The sequence below is a fragment of the Micromonospora sp. NPDC005254 genome (assembly GCF_042872525.1).
GTDB lineage: Bacteria > Actinomycetota > Actinomycetes > Mycobacteriales > Micromonosporaceae > Micromonospora.
Map to the genome: position 1 here is coordinate 485,324 of NZ_JBIAKM010000006.1, position 16,450 is coordinate 501,773.

15 protein-coding genes are annotated in these 16,450 nt (G+C 72.0%); 10 read left to right on the forward strand and 5 right to left on the reverse strand.

What is annotated here, in order from left to right:
* Positions 1-30 precede the first annotated feature (30 nt).
* Entirely contained in the window at positions 31-801 is a 771-nt protein-coding gene (locus ACFYPR_RS21180) for a citryl-CoA lyase (protein ID WP_354859107.1), read from the reverse strand.
* Positions 786-1,922 carry a CoA transferase gene (locus ACFYPR_RS21185; protein ID WP_354859109.1) on the reverse strand — a complete coding sequence of 379 codons (1,137 nt, stop codon included), beginning with the start codon at positions 1,920-1,922 and terminating at the stop codon, positions 786-788. The genes ACFYPR_RS21180 and ACFYPR_RS21185 overlap by 16 nt, the downstream gene beginning before the upstream one ends.
* Before the next feature lie 195 nt (positions 1,923-2,117).
* Between ACFYPR_RS21185 and ACFYPR_RS21190 the strand changes: the two genes are divergently transcribed.
* The 4 genes from ACFYPR_RS21190 (at position 2,118) to ACFYPR_RS21205 (ending at position 6,383) form a co-directional block, all read left to right on the forward strand.
* Positions 2,118-3,554, forward strand: a complete 1,437-nt coding sequence (locus ACFYPR_RS21190) for an amidohydrolase family protein (protein WP_387261817.1) — start codon at positions 2,118-2,120, stop codon at positions 3,552-3,554.
* 3 nt (positions 3,555-3,557) lie between these two features.
* Positions 3,558-4,361 carry an IclR family transcriptional regulator C-terminal domain-containing protein gene (locus tag ACFYPR_RS21195; RefSeq protein ID WP_354859114.1) on the forward strand — a complete coding sequence of 268 codons (804 nt, stop codon included), beginning with the start codon at positions 3,558-3,560 and terminating at the stop codon, positions 4,359-4,361.
* Positions 4,362-4,437: 76 nt separating this feature from the next.
* A complete protein-coding gene (locus tag ACFYPR_RS21200; protein WP_354859169.1) occupies positions 4,438-5,022 on the forward strand; it encodes a DinB family protein in 585 nt (194 codons plus the stop codon).
* 110 nt (positions 5,023-5,132) lie between these two features.
* Positions 5,133-6,383 carry a DUF222 domain-containing protein gene (locus ACFYPR_RS21205; protein ID WP_387261821.1) on the forward strand — a complete coding sequence of 417 codons (1,251 nt, stop codon included), beginning with the start codon at positions 5,133-5,135 and terminating at the stop codon, positions 6,381-6,383.
* A gap of 13 nt (positions 6,384-6,396) precedes the next feature.
* Here the strand turns inward: ACFYPR_RS21205 and ACFYPR_RS21210 are convergent, their stop codons facing one another.
* Entirely contained in the window at positions 6,397-6,651 is a 255-nt protein-coding gene (locus ACFYPR_RS21210; protein ID WP_387261823.1) for a hypothetical protein, read from the reverse strand.
* Positions 6,652-6,794: 143 nt separating this feature from the next.
* On the opposite strand from ACFYPR_RS21210, the gene ACFYPR_RS21215 reads away from it, so the two are divergent.
* Complete coding sequence (locus ACFYPR_RS21215) at positions 6,795-8,375, forward strand: DHA2 family efflux MFS transporter permease subunit (RefSeq protein WP_354859121.1); 1,581 nt, start codon at positions 6,795-6,797, stop codon at positions 8,373-8,375.
* 54 nt (positions 8,376-8,429) lie between these two features.
* Here ACFYPR_RS21215 and ACFYPR_RS21220 read toward each other — a convergent pair whose 3' ends face one another.
* The gene (locus tag ACFYPR_RS21220) at positions 8,430-8,600 is read right to left on the reverse strand and encodes a DUF5709 domain-containing protein (protein WP_387261826.1); all 171 of its coding nucleotides are present in this window, start codon (positions 8,598-8,600) and stop codon (positions 8,430-8,432) included.
* Here ACFYPR_RS21220 and ACFYPR_RS21225 point away from each other — a divergent pair.
* The gene (locus ACFYPR_RS21225) at positions 8,577-9,320 is read left to right on the forward strand and encodes a YqjF family protein (RefSeq protein WP_387261829.1); all 744 of its coding nucleotides are present in this window, start codon (positions 8,577-8,579) and stop codon (positions 9,318-9,320) included. The genes ACFYPR_RS21220 and ACFYPR_RS21225 overlap by 24 nt on opposite strands.
* A gap of 19 nt (positions 9,321-9,339) precedes the next feature.
* Here the strand turns inward: ACFYPR_RS21225 and ACFYPR_RS21230 are convergent, their stop codons facing one another.
* Complete coding sequence (locus ACFYPR_RS21230; protein WP_387261831.1) at positions 9,340-10,317, reverse strand: aldo/keto reductase; 978 nt, start codon at positions 10,315-10,317, stop codon at positions 9,340-9,342.
* A 138-nt stretch (positions 10,318-10,455) separates the two neighbouring features.
* On the opposite strand from ACFYPR_RS21230, the gene ACFYPR_RS21235 reads away from it, so the two are divergent.
* The 4 genes from ACFYPR_RS21235 (at position 10,456) to ACFYPR_RS21250 (ending at position 16,389) form a co-directional block, all read left to right on the forward strand.
* Positions 10,456-10,926 carry a dihydrofolate reductase family protein gene (locus tag ACFYPR_RS21235; protein ID WP_387261833.1) on the forward strand — a complete coding sequence of 157 codons (471 nt, stop codon included), beginning with the start codon at positions 10,456-10,458 and terminating at the stop codon, positions 10,924-10,926.
* A 161-nt stretch (positions 10,927-11,087) separates the two neighbouring features.
* Positions 11,088-11,951: a hypothetical protein gene (locus ACFYPR_RS21240; protein WP_387261836.1), complete on the forward strand. Its 864-nt coding sequence runs from the start codon at positions 11,088-11,090 to the stop codon at positions 11,949-11,951.
* A gap of 118 nt (positions 11,952-12,069) precedes the next feature.
* Complete coding sequence (locus ACFYPR_RS21245; protein ID WP_387261837.1) at positions 12,070-13,470, forward strand: cellulase family glycosylhydrolase; 1,401 nt, start codon at positions 12,070-12,072, stop codon at positions 13,468-13,470.
* Between the two features lie 252 nt (positions 13,471-13,722).
* A complete protein-coding gene (locus ACFYPR_RS21250) occupies positions 13,723-16,389 on the forward strand; it encodes a glutamate--cysteine ligase (protein WP_387261888.1) in 2,667 nt (888 codons plus the stop codon).
* The last annotated feature ends 61 nt before the right edge of the window (positions 16,390-16,450 follow it).

Below are 16,450 nucleotides of genomic sequence, written 5' to 3' on the forward strand. Positions count from 1 at the left end.
CCACTCCTTTCGGGGGCGGAAGAGGGGGAGTCAGGGTTCGTAGACGGCGTTGCGGTCCACGGTGCGGTAGATGTCCATGCCGAGCGGCCGACGGCGCTCCTCGGCGAGGTGCCCGAGCAGCCCCGCCGCGCGGGCCAGCAGGGCGAAGCCGCGCAGCATCTCGACGGGGAGCCCGAGGTCGGCGAGCGCCGCGCCGCACACCCCGGCGCCGTTGAGCGGCAGGGTACGACCGAGCACCTGCGGGTGTACGCGGCCGATCGCCTCGAACAGCCGCAGGTGCTGGCCGTGCAGGCCCTCCTCGGTGGCGATCCGGATCAGCACGGGGGTGCGCGGGTCCTGGTCCTTGTGCACGGGGTGCCCGAGGCCGGGGACCAGCCGGCGCTCCCGCTTCGCCCGGGTGACGGCGTCGAGGGCCAGCGCGTCGTAGTCGGTCACGTCACCGGCCTGCGCGAGCGTGTCGGCGAGGAACCGTCCACAGTCCTCGGTGACGCCGAGGAAGCGGGAGCCGCCGCCGAGCAGCCCGGCGGCGAGCGCGCCCTGCAACGACTCGGGCGCGGACAGGTACGTCAGTCGGGCGGCGATGGCCGTCGGGGTGAAGCCGTGGTCGGCGAGCGCCACCAGCACCGCCTCGAAGACCCGTACCTCGCCGGGGGTGGGTCGGCGGCCGGCGACCAGCCAGTACGCCAGCTCGCCGAAGCCCACCGTGCCCATCAGGTCGGCGGCCAGGTCCTGCCCGAGCAGGGAGATGGTGGTCGGGTCGGAGGTGCCGATCCCGGTGGGGAAGCTCAGCTCTTCAGCCACGCGCGGATCTCCTCGCCGTGTTCGTCGAGCCCGGGCGGCGGCAGCTCGTACCGGGCCGGGGTGTCGGAGAAGGTGATCGGGTTGCGGACGCCGGGCACGGCGCCGACGGTGACGACCGGGTCGAGCCCAAGCTCCTCGGCGAGGGCCACGCCGCCGTCGATGGTGTTGATCGGCGCGCAGGGGACACCGGCGGCGAGCAGGTCCCGGAACCACTCGTCCTTGGTCCGCTTGGCGAGCCGTTCGACAAGCAGGGGCCGCAGCTCCTCCCGGTTGGCGGTGCGGTCCTGGTTGCGCCCGAAACGCCTGTCGTCCGGCAGGCCGGGCAGGTCGAGCACCTGGCAGAGCTTGCGGAACTGCCCGTCGTTGCCGGCGATGACGATGAGTTCGCCGTCGGCGGTGGGCAGTGGCTCGTACGGGAAGAGGCTGGGGTGCGCGTTGCCCATCCGGAACGGGACGGCGCCGCCGGCGACGTAGCCGCTGGAGTGGTTGACCAGGCCGGACAGCGCCGAGCTGAGCAGGTTGACCTCGACGTGCTGTCCGCGTCCGGTCTCTCCACGATGGTGCAGCGCGGCGAGGATGCCGATGCTCGCGTGCAGCCCCGCCATCACGTCGAAGACCGAGATCCCGGCCCGGTATGGCGAGCCGTCCGGGTCGCCGGTGAGGCTCATCAGGCCGGAGATCGCCTGCACCATCAGGTCGTAGCCGGGGAAGTCCCGCCCGGCGCCGGTGCCGAAGCCGCTGATGCTCGCGTACACGATCTTCTCGTTGTTCGCGGTGACGGTGTCGTAGTCGAGGCCGAACCGGGCGAGGCCGCCGGGCCGGAAGTTCTCGATCAGCACGTCGGCGCGGCGGGCCAGCTCCTGGGCGGCGGCCAGGTCGTCCGGCTGTTTGAGGTCCAGGGCGACCGACCGCTTGTTGCGGTTGATGCCGAGGTAGTACGTCGAGACGCCGTCGCGGGTGGGTGGCATCCAGGTGCGGGTGTCGTCGCCGCCCGGGCTCTCCACTTTGATCACCTGTGCGCCCAGGTCCGCCAGGAGCATCGTCGCGTACGGCCCGGCGAGGATTCGGGAGAAGTCCGCGACGAGCAGGCCGGCCAGCGGCCCGGTCGATTGCTGCACCATGTTTCCGCCCGTTCTACGGACACCTGTCCGCCGAGTCAGCTTGCGGCACCACGCGAGCACTGTCAACGGGCAATTCATCGCGATGAAACACGCTCTTGACACGAATCGTGGCCGGGACCACACTTGCGCCACTCGGGCTGGCCGCACAGCGGACAACAGTCCGGAAAACTCGTACCCGGAGAGGAATGGGTGGCGATGAGCGCAACCGACCGGCCGGTGATCTTCCGCAACGGCCTGGTTCTCACCATGGACGACGCCCACACGGTGCTGCCCGGCGCCGACGTGCTGGTCGTCGGCGACCGGATCGCGGAGGTCGGCGTCGGTCTCACCGCGCCCGACGACGCCCTGGAGATCGACGCGACCGACGGCATCCTCATGCCGGGCATGGTCGACACCCACCGGCACATGTGGCAGACCGCCATGCGCGGGTACGGCGCCGACTGGACGCTGACGCAGTACTTCGTCTGGTACTACCTCGAATCCGGCAAGCTGTTCCGCCCCGAGGACGTGTACGCGGGAAACCTGCTCGGCGCCATCGAGGCGATCGACGCCGGCGTGACCACCACTGTCGACTGGTCACACGGCCTGCAGACGCCCGATCACGCGGACGCGGCCGTCGACGCCCTCGAAGCGGTGCCGGGCCGGTTCGTGCTGGCCTACGGCAACATCCAGCAGGGGCCGTGGGAGTGGGCCACCTCGCCGGAGTTCCGCGACTTCCACCGCCGGCGGATCGACGGCGGCAAGCTGGCCGGCTTCCAGATGGCGTTCGACGTCACCGGCGATCCCGCGTTCCCCGAGCGGGCCGCGTTCGAGGTGGCCCGGGAGTTGGGCGCCGCGGTGACCACGCACGCCGGCGTGTGGGGCGCCACCAACGACGACGGCATCCGGCTCATGCACGAGGGCGGCTTCATGACCCCGTCGACCGTGTACGTGCACGCGGCCACGCTCACCCACGACTCGTACAACCGGATCGCCGCGACCGGCGGCTCCGTCTCCGTCTCCACCGAGAGCGAGCAGAGCGCCGGGCAGGGGTACCCGCCCACCTGGCAGCTGCGCCACCACGACATTCCGGTGTCGCTGTCGATGGACACCAGCGTGTGGTGGAGCGGTGACCTCTTTTCGGCGATGCGGAGCACGCTCGGCGCCGACCGCTCCCGTGAGCACCTGGAGGCGCACGCCAAGCAGGACACGATCACCCACTGCCACCTGCGCGCCGAGCAGGTCGTCGAGTGGGCCACCCGGGGCGGCGCCCGTGCCCTCGGCATGGACTCCACGGTCGGCGCCTTGACCCCCGGCCGGCAGGCCGACATCGTTCTGATCAAGAACGACGCCTCCCCGGTGATGTTCCCGATCCTGAACCCGCACGGTCACGTCGTCTTCCAGGCCCAGCGCGGCGACGTGCACACCGTGCTGGTGGGTGGCCGGGTCGTGAAGCGGGACGGCCGCCTCGTCGGTGTCGACCTGGCCGCCGCGCGGGCCCGGGTGGCGGCGACCATCGACCACCTGCGCGAGACGATGGGGGAGGAGGCGTGGCAGCGTGGCATGAACCCGGACGTCCCGGAGACCGCCATCCTGGAGAACCCGTACCAGTACACCGAGTGGGACGCCGGCCCGGCCCAATGGAAGCATTAGGACATGAGTGACAACGGAAGGGGCGCCGGGCCCGACTTCATCGAGGCTCTCGCCCGTGGCCTCGACGTCCTGCGCTCCTTCCGTCCCGCCTGCCCGTCGATGACGCTCAGCGAGATCGCCGCCGCCACCGGCCTGGCCCGGCCCACCGTCCGACGCATCCTCATCACGCTCGAGTCGCTGGGCTACGTCCGCGCGGTCGGCCGTGGCCACGCCCTCACCCCGCGCGTCCTGGAGCTGGGGATGGCGTACGTCAACGCGCTGAACATGTGGGACGTGGCCCGCCCGCACATGGAGAAGCTCGTCGCGCAGACCAACGAGTCGACCTCGATGGCCCAGCTCGACGGCAGCGACATCGTCTACGTCGCCCGGGTGGCCGTCCCGAAGATCGTCACGCTCGGTGTCACCATCGGCACCCGCTTCCCCGCGCCCGCGACGTCGATGGGCAAGGTGCTGCTCGCGGCGCTGCCACCGGAGACCCTGGCCGCCGTACTCGCTGAGCCGACGCGCTCCGGCATCACGCCACGCTGGCAGCCCTCGCCCGGCGAACTCGACGCGGTGCTGCGGGAGGCTCGGGCGAAGGGCTGGGCACTCGCCGACCAGGACCTGGCCCCGGGAATCCGGTCCGTCGCCACCGGCGTGCGCGACGGCGACGGGCGGGTCGTCGCGGCGATCAACGTGACCGTGCACGCGGCCGAGACCTCACTGGAGACCCTGCGCGAGGAGCACCTTCCGAGGTTGCTCCGCGCGGCGGCCGACATCGGGCACGACTGGGCGCTGACCGCCGCCGTCCCGGTGGTCACCGCCTAGCTGCGCTTCGGGTGCCCATGAGCTCCGCGGATCGTCCGGGGCAACGCCGACACCAACAGATGCCATAGTGCCGGCGATGAAGGCAGACCTGCACAGCTACTTGAAGGGCGGCCGCGACTCGCTGCTGTGGAAGCTCGACGGGCTCGGCGAATACGACATTCGGCGGCCGTTGACCCCGACCGCGACCAACCTGCTCGGTCTGGTGAAGCACTCGGCGGCCATGGAGATCCTCTACTTCGGCGTCGTGTTCGGCCGACCGTTCGAGCAGGAGCTGCCGTACATCGGCGATGGTGCGGAGACCAATGCCGACATGTGGGCGAGCGCGGATGAGACCCGCGAGGAGATCGTCGAACTGTATCGCCGCGCGATCGTCCACGCCGACACCACCATTGACGCCCTTGCGCTGGACGAGGTCGGACGCGTGCCGTGGTGGGGCGACGCAGCGGTCACGTTGCACCACGTCCTGGTCCACGTCATCGCGGAAACCCAACGGCACGCCGGCCACGCCGACATCGTGCGCGAACTCATCGACGGCGCGGCCGGGCTGCTGCCCAGCAACGACAACCTGCCCACCGGGGACGAGTCATGGTGGCTGGACCACCGCCGGCGAGTGGAGCAGGCAGCCCTCGACGCCAGCAAACTCCCACCGATGCTGCCCTAGCCGGGCGGTGGGCGCCCTGGTCCGAGCGTTCCGGGATGATGGCGGACTGCCCCCGCGACCAATCGATCATGGTGAGTGAAAGTGTCGTACACCCGTTCTAGTCTCGGGTCATGGTCGAGGAGTTGGCGCAGGCAGAGGACGCGATCGCAGCCTGCGCCGACGCCGCCGCCTGGGCTCTGCCCGAGCAGGAGTTGATCGCGGCGCTCGACGCCGCGCACCGCATTGAGCAGCGCCTCGCCGCCGTGACTCTCGCCCTGGTCCGTGAGCTCGACGGCCGTGGCACGGCCCGCACCCAGGGCGCGTCGTCCACCGCGGTGTGGCTGCGCGAACGGCTGCACCTCACCATCCCGGCCGCCCGCCGGCTCGTCGATTTCGCCGCCGCCCTCGACGCCGCACCGCCCGCCGTGCGGGACGCCCTCGCGGCCGGGACGGTCACCGCCGAGCAGGCCCGCGTCATCACCGACACGATTGGCGCGGCGGCGGCGTCGGCCGGCGCCGAGGCCGCCGACAAAGCCGTCGGTGTTCTGGTGCAGTGGGCCGGGCAGTTCGACCCCACCCTGCTGCGCAAACTCGGCACCCGCATCCTCGACCACGTCGCACCCGAGGCCGCCGACGCGGTCGCCGCCGCGGCACTCAAGGCCGAGACCGACCGGGCTGCGCGCGACCGGCACCTCACCATCTCCGAACGGACCGACGGACGACTGCGGCTCAGCGGCATCCTCGACACCGAAACCGCCGGCCTGCTGCGCGCCGCCATCGACCCGCTGACCGTGCCCACCGGCCCCGACGACGCACGCAACCCCGGCCAACGGCGGCATGACGCCCTGGCCGACGTGTGCCGCCTCGCCCTGCGCACCGGCGAACTACCCGACAACGGCGGCGACCCCGCCCAGATCGTCGTCACCACCAGCTACGACGGGTTGACCCGGCAGTTGGGCAGCGGTTCCCTCGACATCGGCCCGCAACTCACCCCCGAGACGGTGCGTCGGCTCGCCTGCGACGCCGCGATCCTCCCCGCCGTCCTCGGCAGCGCCAGCCAACCACTCGACGTGGGCCGACAACGCCGCCTCATCACCGGACCCCTACGCCGCGCACTCGTCCTGCGCGACCGAGGCTGCGCCTTCCCCGGCTGCGACCGACCACCACGCTGGTGCGACGCCCACCACATCCACCACTGGGCCGACGGCGGCACCACCACCCTCCACAACGCCGTCCTCCTCTGCGGCCACCACCACCGACACCTGCACCACACCGACTGGGTGGTGCGCCTCGGCGGCGACGGCCACCCCGAATTCGTACCACCCGCCTGGCTCGACCCCGACCAGATCCCCCGCCGCAACCAGTACCACCGACGAACGTAACCACCACCACCGATCACCCGGAAAAGCAGGCCGACCGAGTGACGCCGCTCACGTTGGTCTCCATCGCCGTGCGTCCGACCGCGAGGTCGACCGTGGTGGGTTCCTGCGGCATTCCGCCGGTCACGCCGGCGTTGTTGACGAGCACGTCGAGGCCGCGAGTGTGACGACGGTCAGCCCAACGACCTGATTGCCAGCCCCACGACCTGGTCGCCACCCCGACGACCGGCTGTAAATCCACGGCCATTCGGATGCGCGGCCGGGCGGTCACGAATCCGGCGGCAAATCGTCACCACCGGCGGTTAGTCTTCCTGCGCGCGTCGTCGTCCTGGCACGCCGCGCCCCGCGCCTGGTCGGCGCGGCTTCGCCGCCACCGCCCACCAATGGCCGGCTCAATCGACTTCAGGAGAATTTGTGACACAGCAATCCGTCGCGACATCGGACAAACTCGACGCCGCGGTGCTCAAGGTGGCCGGCGTCGTCGTCCTCGGCGCGATCATGTCGATCCTCGACGTGACGGTGGTCAGCGTGGCGCTGCCCACATTCCAGAACGAGTTCGACGCGTCCTACGCCCGCGTCGCGTGGACGATGACCGGCTACACCCTCGCCCTGGCCACCGTGATCCCGCTCAGTGGCTGGGCCGCCGACCGGTTCGGCACCAAACGGCTCTACATGGTGGCGCTGGCGCTGTTCACGATCGGGTCGGGGCTCTGCGCCACCGCCGACTCGATCGGCGAGCTGATCGGCTACCGCGTGCTGCAGGGCCTCGGCGGTGGCATGCTCATGCCGCTGGGCATGACCATCATGACCCGCGCGGCCGGGCCCCACCGGATCGGCCGGCTGATGGCCGTCCTCGGCATTCCGATGCTGCTCGGGCCGATCGGCGGCCCGATCCTCGGCGGCTGGCTGATCGACACCGCGAGCTGGCACTGGATCTTCCTGATCAACCTGCCGATCGGTGTCGTCGCGCTGATCTACGCACAGTTCGCGCTTCCGAAGGACGCGCCCGAGCCCTCCGAGTCCTTCGACTTCGTCGGCATGCTGATGCTCTCGCCGGGTCTCGCGCTGTTCCTCTACGGCGTCTCGTCGCTGCCGGAGGCGGGCACCTTCGCCGAGGCCAAGGTGTGGGCGCCGATGCTGGTCGGCGGCGCGCTGGTGGTGGCGTTCGTGCTCTACTCGTTCAAGCCCCGGCACCCGCTGCTCGATCTGCGGCTGTTCCGCAACCGCAGCCTGACCATCGCCTCGGTGACGCTGTTCGTGTTCATCATCGCGTTCATGGGCGCCGGCCTGCTGTTCCCGAGCTACTTCCTGCAGGTGCGCGGTGAGTCGACGCTGGCCGCCGGCCTGCTGATGGCCCCGCAGGGCATCGGCGCGATGCTCACCATGCCGATCGCGGGCACGCTTGCCGACCGGGTGCCGATCGGCCGTACCGTTCCGTTCGCGTTGGCGCTCATCGTCGTCGGGTTCTTCAGCTTCACCCAGGTCGACCCGCAGACCTCGTACTGGCTGCTCGGCGGGTCGCTGTTCGTGATGGGTCTGGGCATGGGCGGCACGATGATGCCGATCATGACGTCGGCGCTGCGGACGTTGCAGGCGCAGGAGGTGGCCCGCGGCTCGACGCTGGTCAACATCCTCCAGCAGATCGGCGGCTCGGTCGGCGCCGCCGTCATGTCGGTGATCCTCACCAACGAGCTCAACGGATCCCGGCCGATCCCCGGACTGGTGGACGAGAGCGGCAAGCCGATCACCGAGGCCGGGCTGGCCATCGCCTCCCAGCAGCGGCCGGAGCTGCTGCAGCAGATGCCGGTGGACCCGTCGATCATCGAGCGCGGGCTCGACTTCGCCGCGAAGTCGTTCGCCACCACGTTCTGGGTCGCGTTCGCGCTTGTCGTGCTCACGTTCATCCCGGCCGCGCTGCTGCCGCGCCGGCGTCAGCCGGCGCAGCTCGACGACCCGCAGGGCGAGCAGGTCAAGACGCCCGTCGTCATCCACTGACCGACCCGCCGCGCTCAGCGTCCCTTCCGGATGCTGAGCGCGGCGGGTACGGCGTCAGCGCAGTGGACCGTCGCCGGGTCCGTCCGGGTCCTCGACCAGGTGGATCGCCGCTTCCTCCGCGCTGACGGCGCCCGTGTCGATCCCGTCCCAGGCAACCGAGTCGGCCTCGTCGTCCTCGCGGACGCCGGGCAGGATGAGGGGGTGGACATCGAACCGGTCGACCACTCACCCCGGCAGGTGTTCCCCTGGTCGATGCTGCGGCAGCGCTGGGAGGACCTCACCTTCCTGCACTGGGCCGTCGACCCGGCACTCGTCGCGCCGCTGCTGCCCGCCGGCACTCGTCCGGACACGCTGGACGGTGTGAGCTACGTCGGCCTGATCGGCTTCCGGATGGTCGGGCTGGGCTTCGGTCGCGGCCCGGGGGTGCCGTACTTCGGCACCTTCGCCGAGACGAACGTCCGGCTCTACTCGGTCGACGACACCGGCCGGCGGGCCGTCGTGTTCCGGTCGCTCGACGCGTCCCGCCTGGTGCCGGTGCTGGTGGCGCGGGCGACGCTGCGTCTGCCGTACCTCTGGTCGTCGATGCGGCTGGACCGCGACGGCGACCGACTCACCTACCGGTGCCGGCGTCGCTGGCCCGGCCCGGCGGGTACGACGAGCCGGATGGCGGTCCGGGTGGGGGAGCCGATCGCCGACCCCGCCCCCCTGGACCATTTCCTCACCGCCCGGTGGGGGCTGCACACCCGGGCGTACGGTCGCACGCTGCACCTGCCGAACTGGCATCCCCGCTGGCCGCTGCACCGCGCCGAGCTCCTGCACCTGGACGACGGGCTGGTCGCCGCCGCCGGGCTGCCGGCGCCGGTCGGACCGCCGGTCAGCGTGCTCTACTCGCCCGGTGTCGGGGTGCGGTTCGGCCCGCCGGTGACGCTCCGGCGGCCCGGCTGAGCGCCGGGCCGCCGGACGCTCAGTAGCGACCGCCCTCGGGGGCGGGCAGCGCGTCCAGGTCGGCCAGTTCCTCGGCGCCGAGCTGCACGTCGCCGGCTGCGCAGTTGTCCAGCAGGTACTTCGGCGTCTTGGTGCCGGGGATCGGGATGACCCGGTCACCCTGGGCGATCACCCACGCGAGCGCGACCTGCGCGGGAGTGACGCCGGCCCGGTCGGCGATCTCCCGGACCCGGGCGACGATGGCCAGGTTGGCCCGCAGCGCGTCCTGCTGGAAGCGCGGCAGGCCGCGTCGGAAGTCGTCGGCCGGCAGATCGTCGAACGACGAGAACCGGCCGGTCAAAAAGCCCCGGCCCAGCGGGGAGAACGGCAGGAAGGCGATGCCGTGCGCGACGCAGTACGGCAGAACCTCGGCCAGCGGGTCCCGGGTCCACAGGGACAGCTCGGACTGCACCGACGCCACCGGGTGCACGGCCTGGGCCCGCGCGATCTGGTCCACCGTCACCTCGGACAGGCCGATCTGACGGGCCTTGCCCGCCGCGACGACCTCGGCCATCGCGCCCCAGGACTCCTCGATGGGCACCTCGGGGTCGACGCGGTGCAGCTGGTACAGGTCGACATGGTCGGTGTCGAGGCGGCGCAGGCTGTCGTCGATCGCCGCGCGGATGTGCTCCGGCCGGCCGTTGTTGCCGATCTTCGGCGAGTTGCCGGGGCCTCCGGTCAGGGACGTGGCCACCAGCCCGACCTTGGTCGCCAGGACGGCCCGCTCCCGGTGGCCGTCGGCCAGCGCCCGGCCGACCAGTTCCTCGTTGGTGTACGGCCCGTACACGTCGGACGTGTCGATCAGCGTGGCGCCCAGGTCCAGCGCCTGCCGGATCACCGAGATCGAGGTGTCGTCGTCGCGGGGGCCGGTGATGTCGTATCCGTGGCTCATGCCCATGCACCCGAGGCCGATGACGCCGACCTCGGGCCCTGCACTGCCCAGCGTGGTGGTTCTCATGGGCACCACGCTACGACCGTCCTCCGCCTGCCGCCCGGCGGCGTCCAACGGCGGTCCATCCCGGCTCATGGCAGCTTCGAGCACCTCTTCCAGTGGTACGGCAGCGGCGACGTCGAGACGCCGACGGCCAACCCCGAGATGACGTTCCGGACGTCCGCCGCGAGCGCCCGCCACCTGCGGGACCTCACCGAACGAACCGGCGCGCTTGTCGTCGGCCGGCGGCTGTTCGACATGACCGGCGGGTGGGGCGGCCGGCACCCGATGGACGTACCCGTCGTGGTCGTCACGCACACCGTGCCGCAGGGCTGGGAGCCGGAGAATGACTCGTTCGTCTTCGTCACCGACGGCATCGCCAGCGCCATCGACCGCGCGAAGGCGCTCGCCGGTGACAAGGAGGTCGGCGTCAACGGCGGCACCATCGCGGCCCAGGTCGCCGCGGCCGGCCTGCTCGACGAGGTGCACGTCGACCTCGTCCCGGTCGTGCTCGGCGCCGGCATACCGTTCTTCGCCGGCCTGACGATCGCGCCGCTGCACCTCGACGGCCCCTTCCGCGTCGTCGAGGGCGACGGCGTCACGCACCTGGCCTACCGCGTACGCCCGGCGGCCTGACCACCTCGGGGCCGGGCGTCGTGGGGCGAGGAGGTGGACCGCGTACCGAACGCGCCGTCGCAGTGGGCGCGGGTGGTGACCATCGGGGCGACCTAGAATCGACGAGTCTCACTGCTTTTGGCGGTGTGGGCTGGGGGCGACCACGAAGGGCGGTGCGCACGATGGGACCGGACGAGCGGCGACGGTTGTTCGAGCAGGCGCGGGAGCGTTCAACGCGACAGGACACCTGGGCGGAGGCGGACCGGTTGTGGGTCCGGGTGATCGAGGCGTACCGGGAGGCTGTGCGCGGTCCGGGTGGGGTCCGCGAGGACCAGCAGCAGTTGGCCCGGGCGCTGTGGCGGCACAGCATGCTGCTCTCGGCGCGCGGCAGGGCCGCCGACGGGATGGCGCCCGGCGGCGAGGCGGTGGTCGTCTTCGAGCGGGTGTACGACGCCGTGGTGGCCGAGGGCGGGAACGTGGCGGCCGCACCCCGGGACGACGCCCTCGCCGAGCTGATCACCGCACTGGTGGACCTGGCCGAGGTCTCGTTCGCCGCCGGTCAGCCCGCCACGCGCAGGGACCTGCTGGAACGGGCCGTGACGGTGGGTCTGACCTCCGCCGGATCTCCGCCGTCCGCCGGGCCCCGCACCCGGGAGGCGATGGGCACGGCCTACCACAACCAGGCGACGGCGCTGCTGCACCGGCACCTCACGCGGCCGTCGTCGGGCGACGGTGCCCAGGAGGCGGCGCTGGCGGCGTCGCGGGCCTGCGAGCTGCGGCAGGGGCTGCTCGACCTGGCGCGTCCGCTGACCTTCTGGGAGATGGCCAACACCTACGGGGTGTACGCCCAGTGCCTGGTCCTGATCGGCGACCTCGACCGGGCGGCCATGGTGCTGGCGATGGGCAACCGCTTCGTGGAGACGCTGGGCCCGGCCGCCGCGGAGCCCGCCCAGAAACTGCGGGTCGCGGCCGAGATGCTGGCCCGGGAGAAGGGTGGGTCGGGGGACGCGACCGGTTCGCGCCGTTGGGGCTGGCGGCGGGGTTGACCTGCCGAGCGGCGGGCACCGGCGCGCCCGTCTTGCCGGACATCGTCGTTGATCGATACTGTGCGTAAAGGCGCCGCCCCGCCTCAGACCATCACCGTCGAAGAGAAGCGGGTTCCGCATGCGCACACTGAGACTTGTCACGTCGCTGGCCGTCGCCGGCCTGCTCGCCGGCGCGGTGGCGATGATCGCCACGCCGGCCAGCGCGGCAACCGTCGTGTTCTCCGTGACCAACAACTGGGGCAGTGGCTATCAGGGCCAGGTCACGGTCACCAACGACACCTCCGCGCCGATCAGCAGTTGGCGGGTCGAGTTCGACCTGCCGGCCGGGTCGAGCATCAGCCAGTCGTGGAACGCCCAGCAGGTGACCTCGGGCAACCACTACACCTTCAGCAACGTGTCGTGGAATGGCACCCTCGGGTCCGGCGCCTCGACGTCGTTCGGCTTCCTCGTCAACGGCTCCGGCACTCCGGTGAACTGCACCGTCAACGGCAACAGCGTGTCCTGCACCGGCGGCACCCCGCCCACGACCCGGCCGCCCACCACCCCGCCGCCCACCACCCCGCCACCGACCACTCCGCCGCCCACGACCCCGCCGCCCACCACACCGCCGCCGACGACCGGCACACCCGTGCAGCGGTACGGGCAGCTGCGGGTCTGCGGCACCACGATGTGCGACAAGTTCGGCGCGCGGGTGCAGCTGCGCGGCGTCAGCAGCATGTGGCTCAACTGGGAGACCGCTCCCTACGCCGAGAACCTGTCCGCGCTGACCTGGATGCGCGACAACTGGAACCTCCAGGTGATCCGCGCGGCGATGGGCGTGGAGCCGGCCGGGGCGTACCTCAGCGATCCGGGCAGGGCGCGGGCGCAGGTGGAGACCATCATCAACAACGCGGTCACCGCCGGGGTGTACGTGATCGTCGACTGGCACGCGCACGAGGCGCAGAACAACCAGTCCCAGGCGGTGGCGTTCTTCGGTGACCTGGCACGTCGCTACGGTCACCTGCCCAACGTCATCTGGGAGACGTGGAACGAGCCGTTGCAGTTCAGCTGGACCGGCGTCATCAAGCCGTACCACCAGGCGGTCGTGTCCGCGATCCGCGCCGCCGACCCGGACAACATCGTCGTGCTCGGGACGCCGACGTGGTCGCAGGACGTGGACGCCGCGGCGGCCAGCCCGGTTGCTGGCACCAACCTCATGTACACGCTGCACTTCTACTCCTGCACCCACGGCGGGTCACTGCGCGCCAAGGGCGACGCGGCGATCCGGGCCGGCCTGGCGCTGTTCGTCACCGAGTGGGGCGCCAGCAACGCCGACGGCGGCCTCGACGGCCGGGCCTGCCTGCCTGAGGCGCAGTCCTGGATCGACTGGATGAAGGCGAACAACATCTCCTGGACCGCCTGGAAGCTCGACGTCGGCACCGACACCACCAACCTGCTCAGCCCCGGCGCGCCGGTGACCGGCGGGTGGAACAACTACCTGCACGGCCACGCGCCGTTCGTGGTCGCCAACATGAGGTGACCCGGCCGCGCGCTTGATCAACTCCAGATCGCCGATGTCGGGGTATCCGGGCCAGTGGGATGCCCCGACATCGCCGATCCCGTGTCGATCACGGGACCAGGTGTCCGAAGAGGATCAGCGGCGCCCCTCGTCGGTGCGCGGCCACGGGGGCAGAACGGTGCGTCACCTTAACGCGCCGGAAACGCCCCCGGTACCAAACCTGGGAACGCTCGTCGGACAGTCGAGACCACCGACACGCGAACCGGGGTGACCATGGTCGACAACACCACGAACGCGGCGACCTTCGACGGGCCGGTGGGCCGGTCCGGCAACGGTCGGGCCGTGCCCACGTCCCGTCCCGCCCCGGCGATGGCGGTGCACGACGACCCGGCCGACCTCGCCACCATCGGCGTGGAGGAGGAGTTCCACGTCGTCGACCTGCACACCCGGGAGCTGGTGCCCCGGGCCGGGGAGCTGCTCGACCGGCTGCCGGCCACGTCGTTCACCGCCGAGCTGCACCGCAGCGTGGTGGAGACCAACACCGCGGTCTGCCGCACCCTGGACGAGATCCGCGCCGAGCTGACCCGACTGCGCCAGTCGGCGGTCCAGGTCGCCGACCGGGCCGGCCTGGGCATCGTGGCGGCCGGCACGGTGCCGCTGCGCGCCGACGGCGACCCGAGCGTCACCCCCACCTCGCGCTACCGACGGATGCTCGACGAGTACCAGATGCTCGCCCGGGAGCAGTTGATCTGCGGCGCGCAGGTGCACGTCGGGGTCTCAGACCGGGACCTGGCGGTGGCCGTCACCCGGCGGGTGCAGCCCTGGCTGCCGGTGCTGCTCGCCCTGTCCACCAGCTCGCCGTACTGGATGGGTCAGGACAGCGGCTACGCAAGCGTCCGCTCGCTGGTCTGGCAGCGCTGGCCCACGGCCGGTGACCCGGGCGAGGTGACCAGCGCGGCCGACCACGAGGCCCTCGTAGCCGAGCTGATCTCCTCGGAGACCATCACCGACCCCGCGATGATCTACTTCGACGTTCGGCCGTCGGCGCACGTGCCCACCGTGGAGCTGCGCATCACCGACGCCAACGCCGACGTGGAGACCATCGTCCTGCTCACCGGGCTGTTCCGGGCGCTGGTGCGCCGGGAGGTCGCCGCCCTGCGCGCCGGAGTCGAGCGCACCGCCGTCCGGCCGCCGGTCCTGCGCGCCGCCGTGTGGCGGGCCGCCCGCTCCGGGCTGGAAGGCGACCTGCTCGACCTGCCTCGCTCGGCCCGGCCGGTGCCGGCCGCCGAGGCGGTCGGCCGCCTGGTGACCGACCTGCGCCCGCAGTTGGAGGCGACCGGTGACTGGGAGCAGGTCCGCGAGCTGACCCGGTACGCGCTGGAGCGCGGCAGCTCCGCGGCGCGGCAGCGGCGGGCGTACGAGCGGCGGGGCCGGTTGGCCGACGTGGTCGACCTGCTGCTCGACGAGACGCGGGGCCGGGTGCGTACGCCCCTGCCCGGTGTGCCGCCACCGCCCGCGCTGTCCGCGTACGCCGATGCGGGTGACGAGGTCTTCGGCCCGGACGGGCCGGAGCCGACGTTCCGTCCGCTGCTCGCCGCCCTGCGCACCCTCGGCGCCGCTGGCCTGCGCCAACGCGAGCACGACCGGGACGAGGAGCAGCGCGCCCGGGGCGTGACGTTCAGCGTGGCCGGTGAGGCCAGCACCCGGCTCTTCCCGGTCGACCTGGTGCCCCGGGTCGTGCCCGCCGACGACTGGCGGGCGCTGCGGACCGGCCTGGTGCAGCGCGCCCGCGCGCTCGACGCGTTCCTGCGCGACGTGTACGCCGACCGGGCGGTGGTCGCCGACGGGGTCGTCCCGGCCTGGGTGGTGGAGTCCTCGCCGGGGCTGCGCCCGACCGGTGCGCTGATGGGCCGGCGTGGCGCGCGGGCCCAGGTGTCCGGAACCGATCTCGTCCGCGACCCGGCCGGCGGCTGGTACGTGCTGGAGGACAACCTCCGGGTGCCCTCGGGCATCGGCTACGCCGTGCAGAACCGCCGGCTCACCCGGGCGGTGCTGCCCGAGCTGCCGGTGCCCGATGACCTGCTGCCCGCCGACGAGACACCCGCGATGCTGCACCGGGCGCTGCTCGCCGCCGCCCCCGCCGCCGCGGATGACCCCGCCGTGGTGGTGCTCAGCAGCGGTCCGGGCGACCCGGCCTGGTTCGAGCACCGGCTCCTCGCCGACGAGATGGGCGTGCCGCTGACCGAGAGCAGCGACCTGCTGGTGTCCGACGGCCGCGTCCACCTGGTCCGGGAGGGCCGCCGCAGCCAGGTCGACGTGCTCTACCTGCGGATGGACGAGGACGCGTTGCTGCACGCCCCGGGCGCCGACGGCGTGCCGCTGGGCTGGCCGCTGCTGGCCGCGGTGCACGCCGGGCGGCTCACGCTGGCCAACGCGCTGGGCAACGGCGTCGGCGACGACAAGGCGCTGTACGCGTACGTGCCCCGGCTCATCGAGTACTACCTGGGGGAGAAGGCGCTGCTCGGCGACGTGCCGACGTACCTGTGCGGGCTGCCCGAGCAGCGCGCCGAGGTGCTGGGCCGGCTCGACGAGCTGGTGCTCAAGCCGGTCGACGGGTACGGCGGGGACCGCGTGGTGATCGGCCCGCACGCCGAGGCCGAGGAGCTGGACGCCGTCCGGGAGCAGATCCTCGCCGCGCCGCACCGGTGGATCGCCCAGGAGGTGGTCGCGCTCACCACCCACCCGGTCTTCGACGGTACGGCCCTCGCGCCGCGCCACGTTGACCTGCGGGCGTTCGTGTTCCTCGGCGAGACTGCGGAGGTGGCCCCGGTGGCGCTGACCCGGGTCGCGCCGGCCGGAAGCATGATCGTCAATTCCTCGCGGGGAGGTGGCTCGAAGGACACCTGGCTCCTCGGCGGAGCCGGGGAGCCCCCGGTGTAACCCACGCTTGATGCGGATGTCATCGGGACGCAACCGGGTCCACCAAGCCTGGACCGGTCAG

Excerpts from the sequence above, each read along its gene's own strand:
- ACFYPR_RS21185 (WP_354859109.1), bottom strand. The coding sequence starts at position 1,922 with ATGGTGCAGCAATCGACCGGGCCGCTGGCCGGCCTGCTCGTCGCGGAC.
- ACFYPR_RS21190 (WP_387261817.1), top strand. The coding sequence starts at position 2,118 with ATGAGCGCAACCGACCGGCCGGTGATCTTCCGCAACGGCCTGGTTCTC.
- ACFYPR_RS21195 (WP_354859114.1), top strand. The coding sequence starts at position 3,558 with ATGAGTGACAACGGAAGGGGCGCCGGGCCCGACTTCATCGAGGCTCTC.
- ACFYPR_RS21200 (WP_354859169.1), top strand. The coding sequence starts at position 4,438 with ATGAAGGCAGACCTGCACAGCTACTTGAAGGGCGGCCGCGACTCGCTG.
- ACFYPR_RS21205 (WP_387261821.1), top strand. The coding sequence starts at position 5,133 with ATGGTCGAGGAGTTGGCGCAGGCAGAGGACGCGATCGCAGCCTGCGCC.
- ACFYPR_RS21230 (WP_387261831.1), bottom strand. The coding sequence starts at position 10,317 with ATGAGAACCACCACGCTGGGCAGTGCAGGGCCCGAGGTCGGCGTCATC.
- ACFYPR_RS21235 (WP_387261833.1), top strand. The coding sequence starts at position 10,456 with ATGACGTTCCGGACGTCCGCCGCGAGCGCCCGCCACCTGCGGGACCTC.
- ACFYPR_RS21240 (WP_387261836.1), top strand. The coding sequence starts at position 11,088 with ATGGGACCGGACGAGCGGCGACGGTTGTTCGAGCAGGCGCGGGAGCGT.
- ACFYPR_RS21245 (WP_387261837.1), top strand. The coding sequence starts at position 12,070 with ATGCGCACACTGAGACTTGTCACGTCGCTGGCCGTCGCCGGCCTGCTC.
- ACFYPR_RS21250 (WP_387261888.1), top strand. The coding sequence starts at position 13,723 with ATGGTCGACAACACCACGAACGCGGCGACCTTCGACGGGCCGGTGGGC.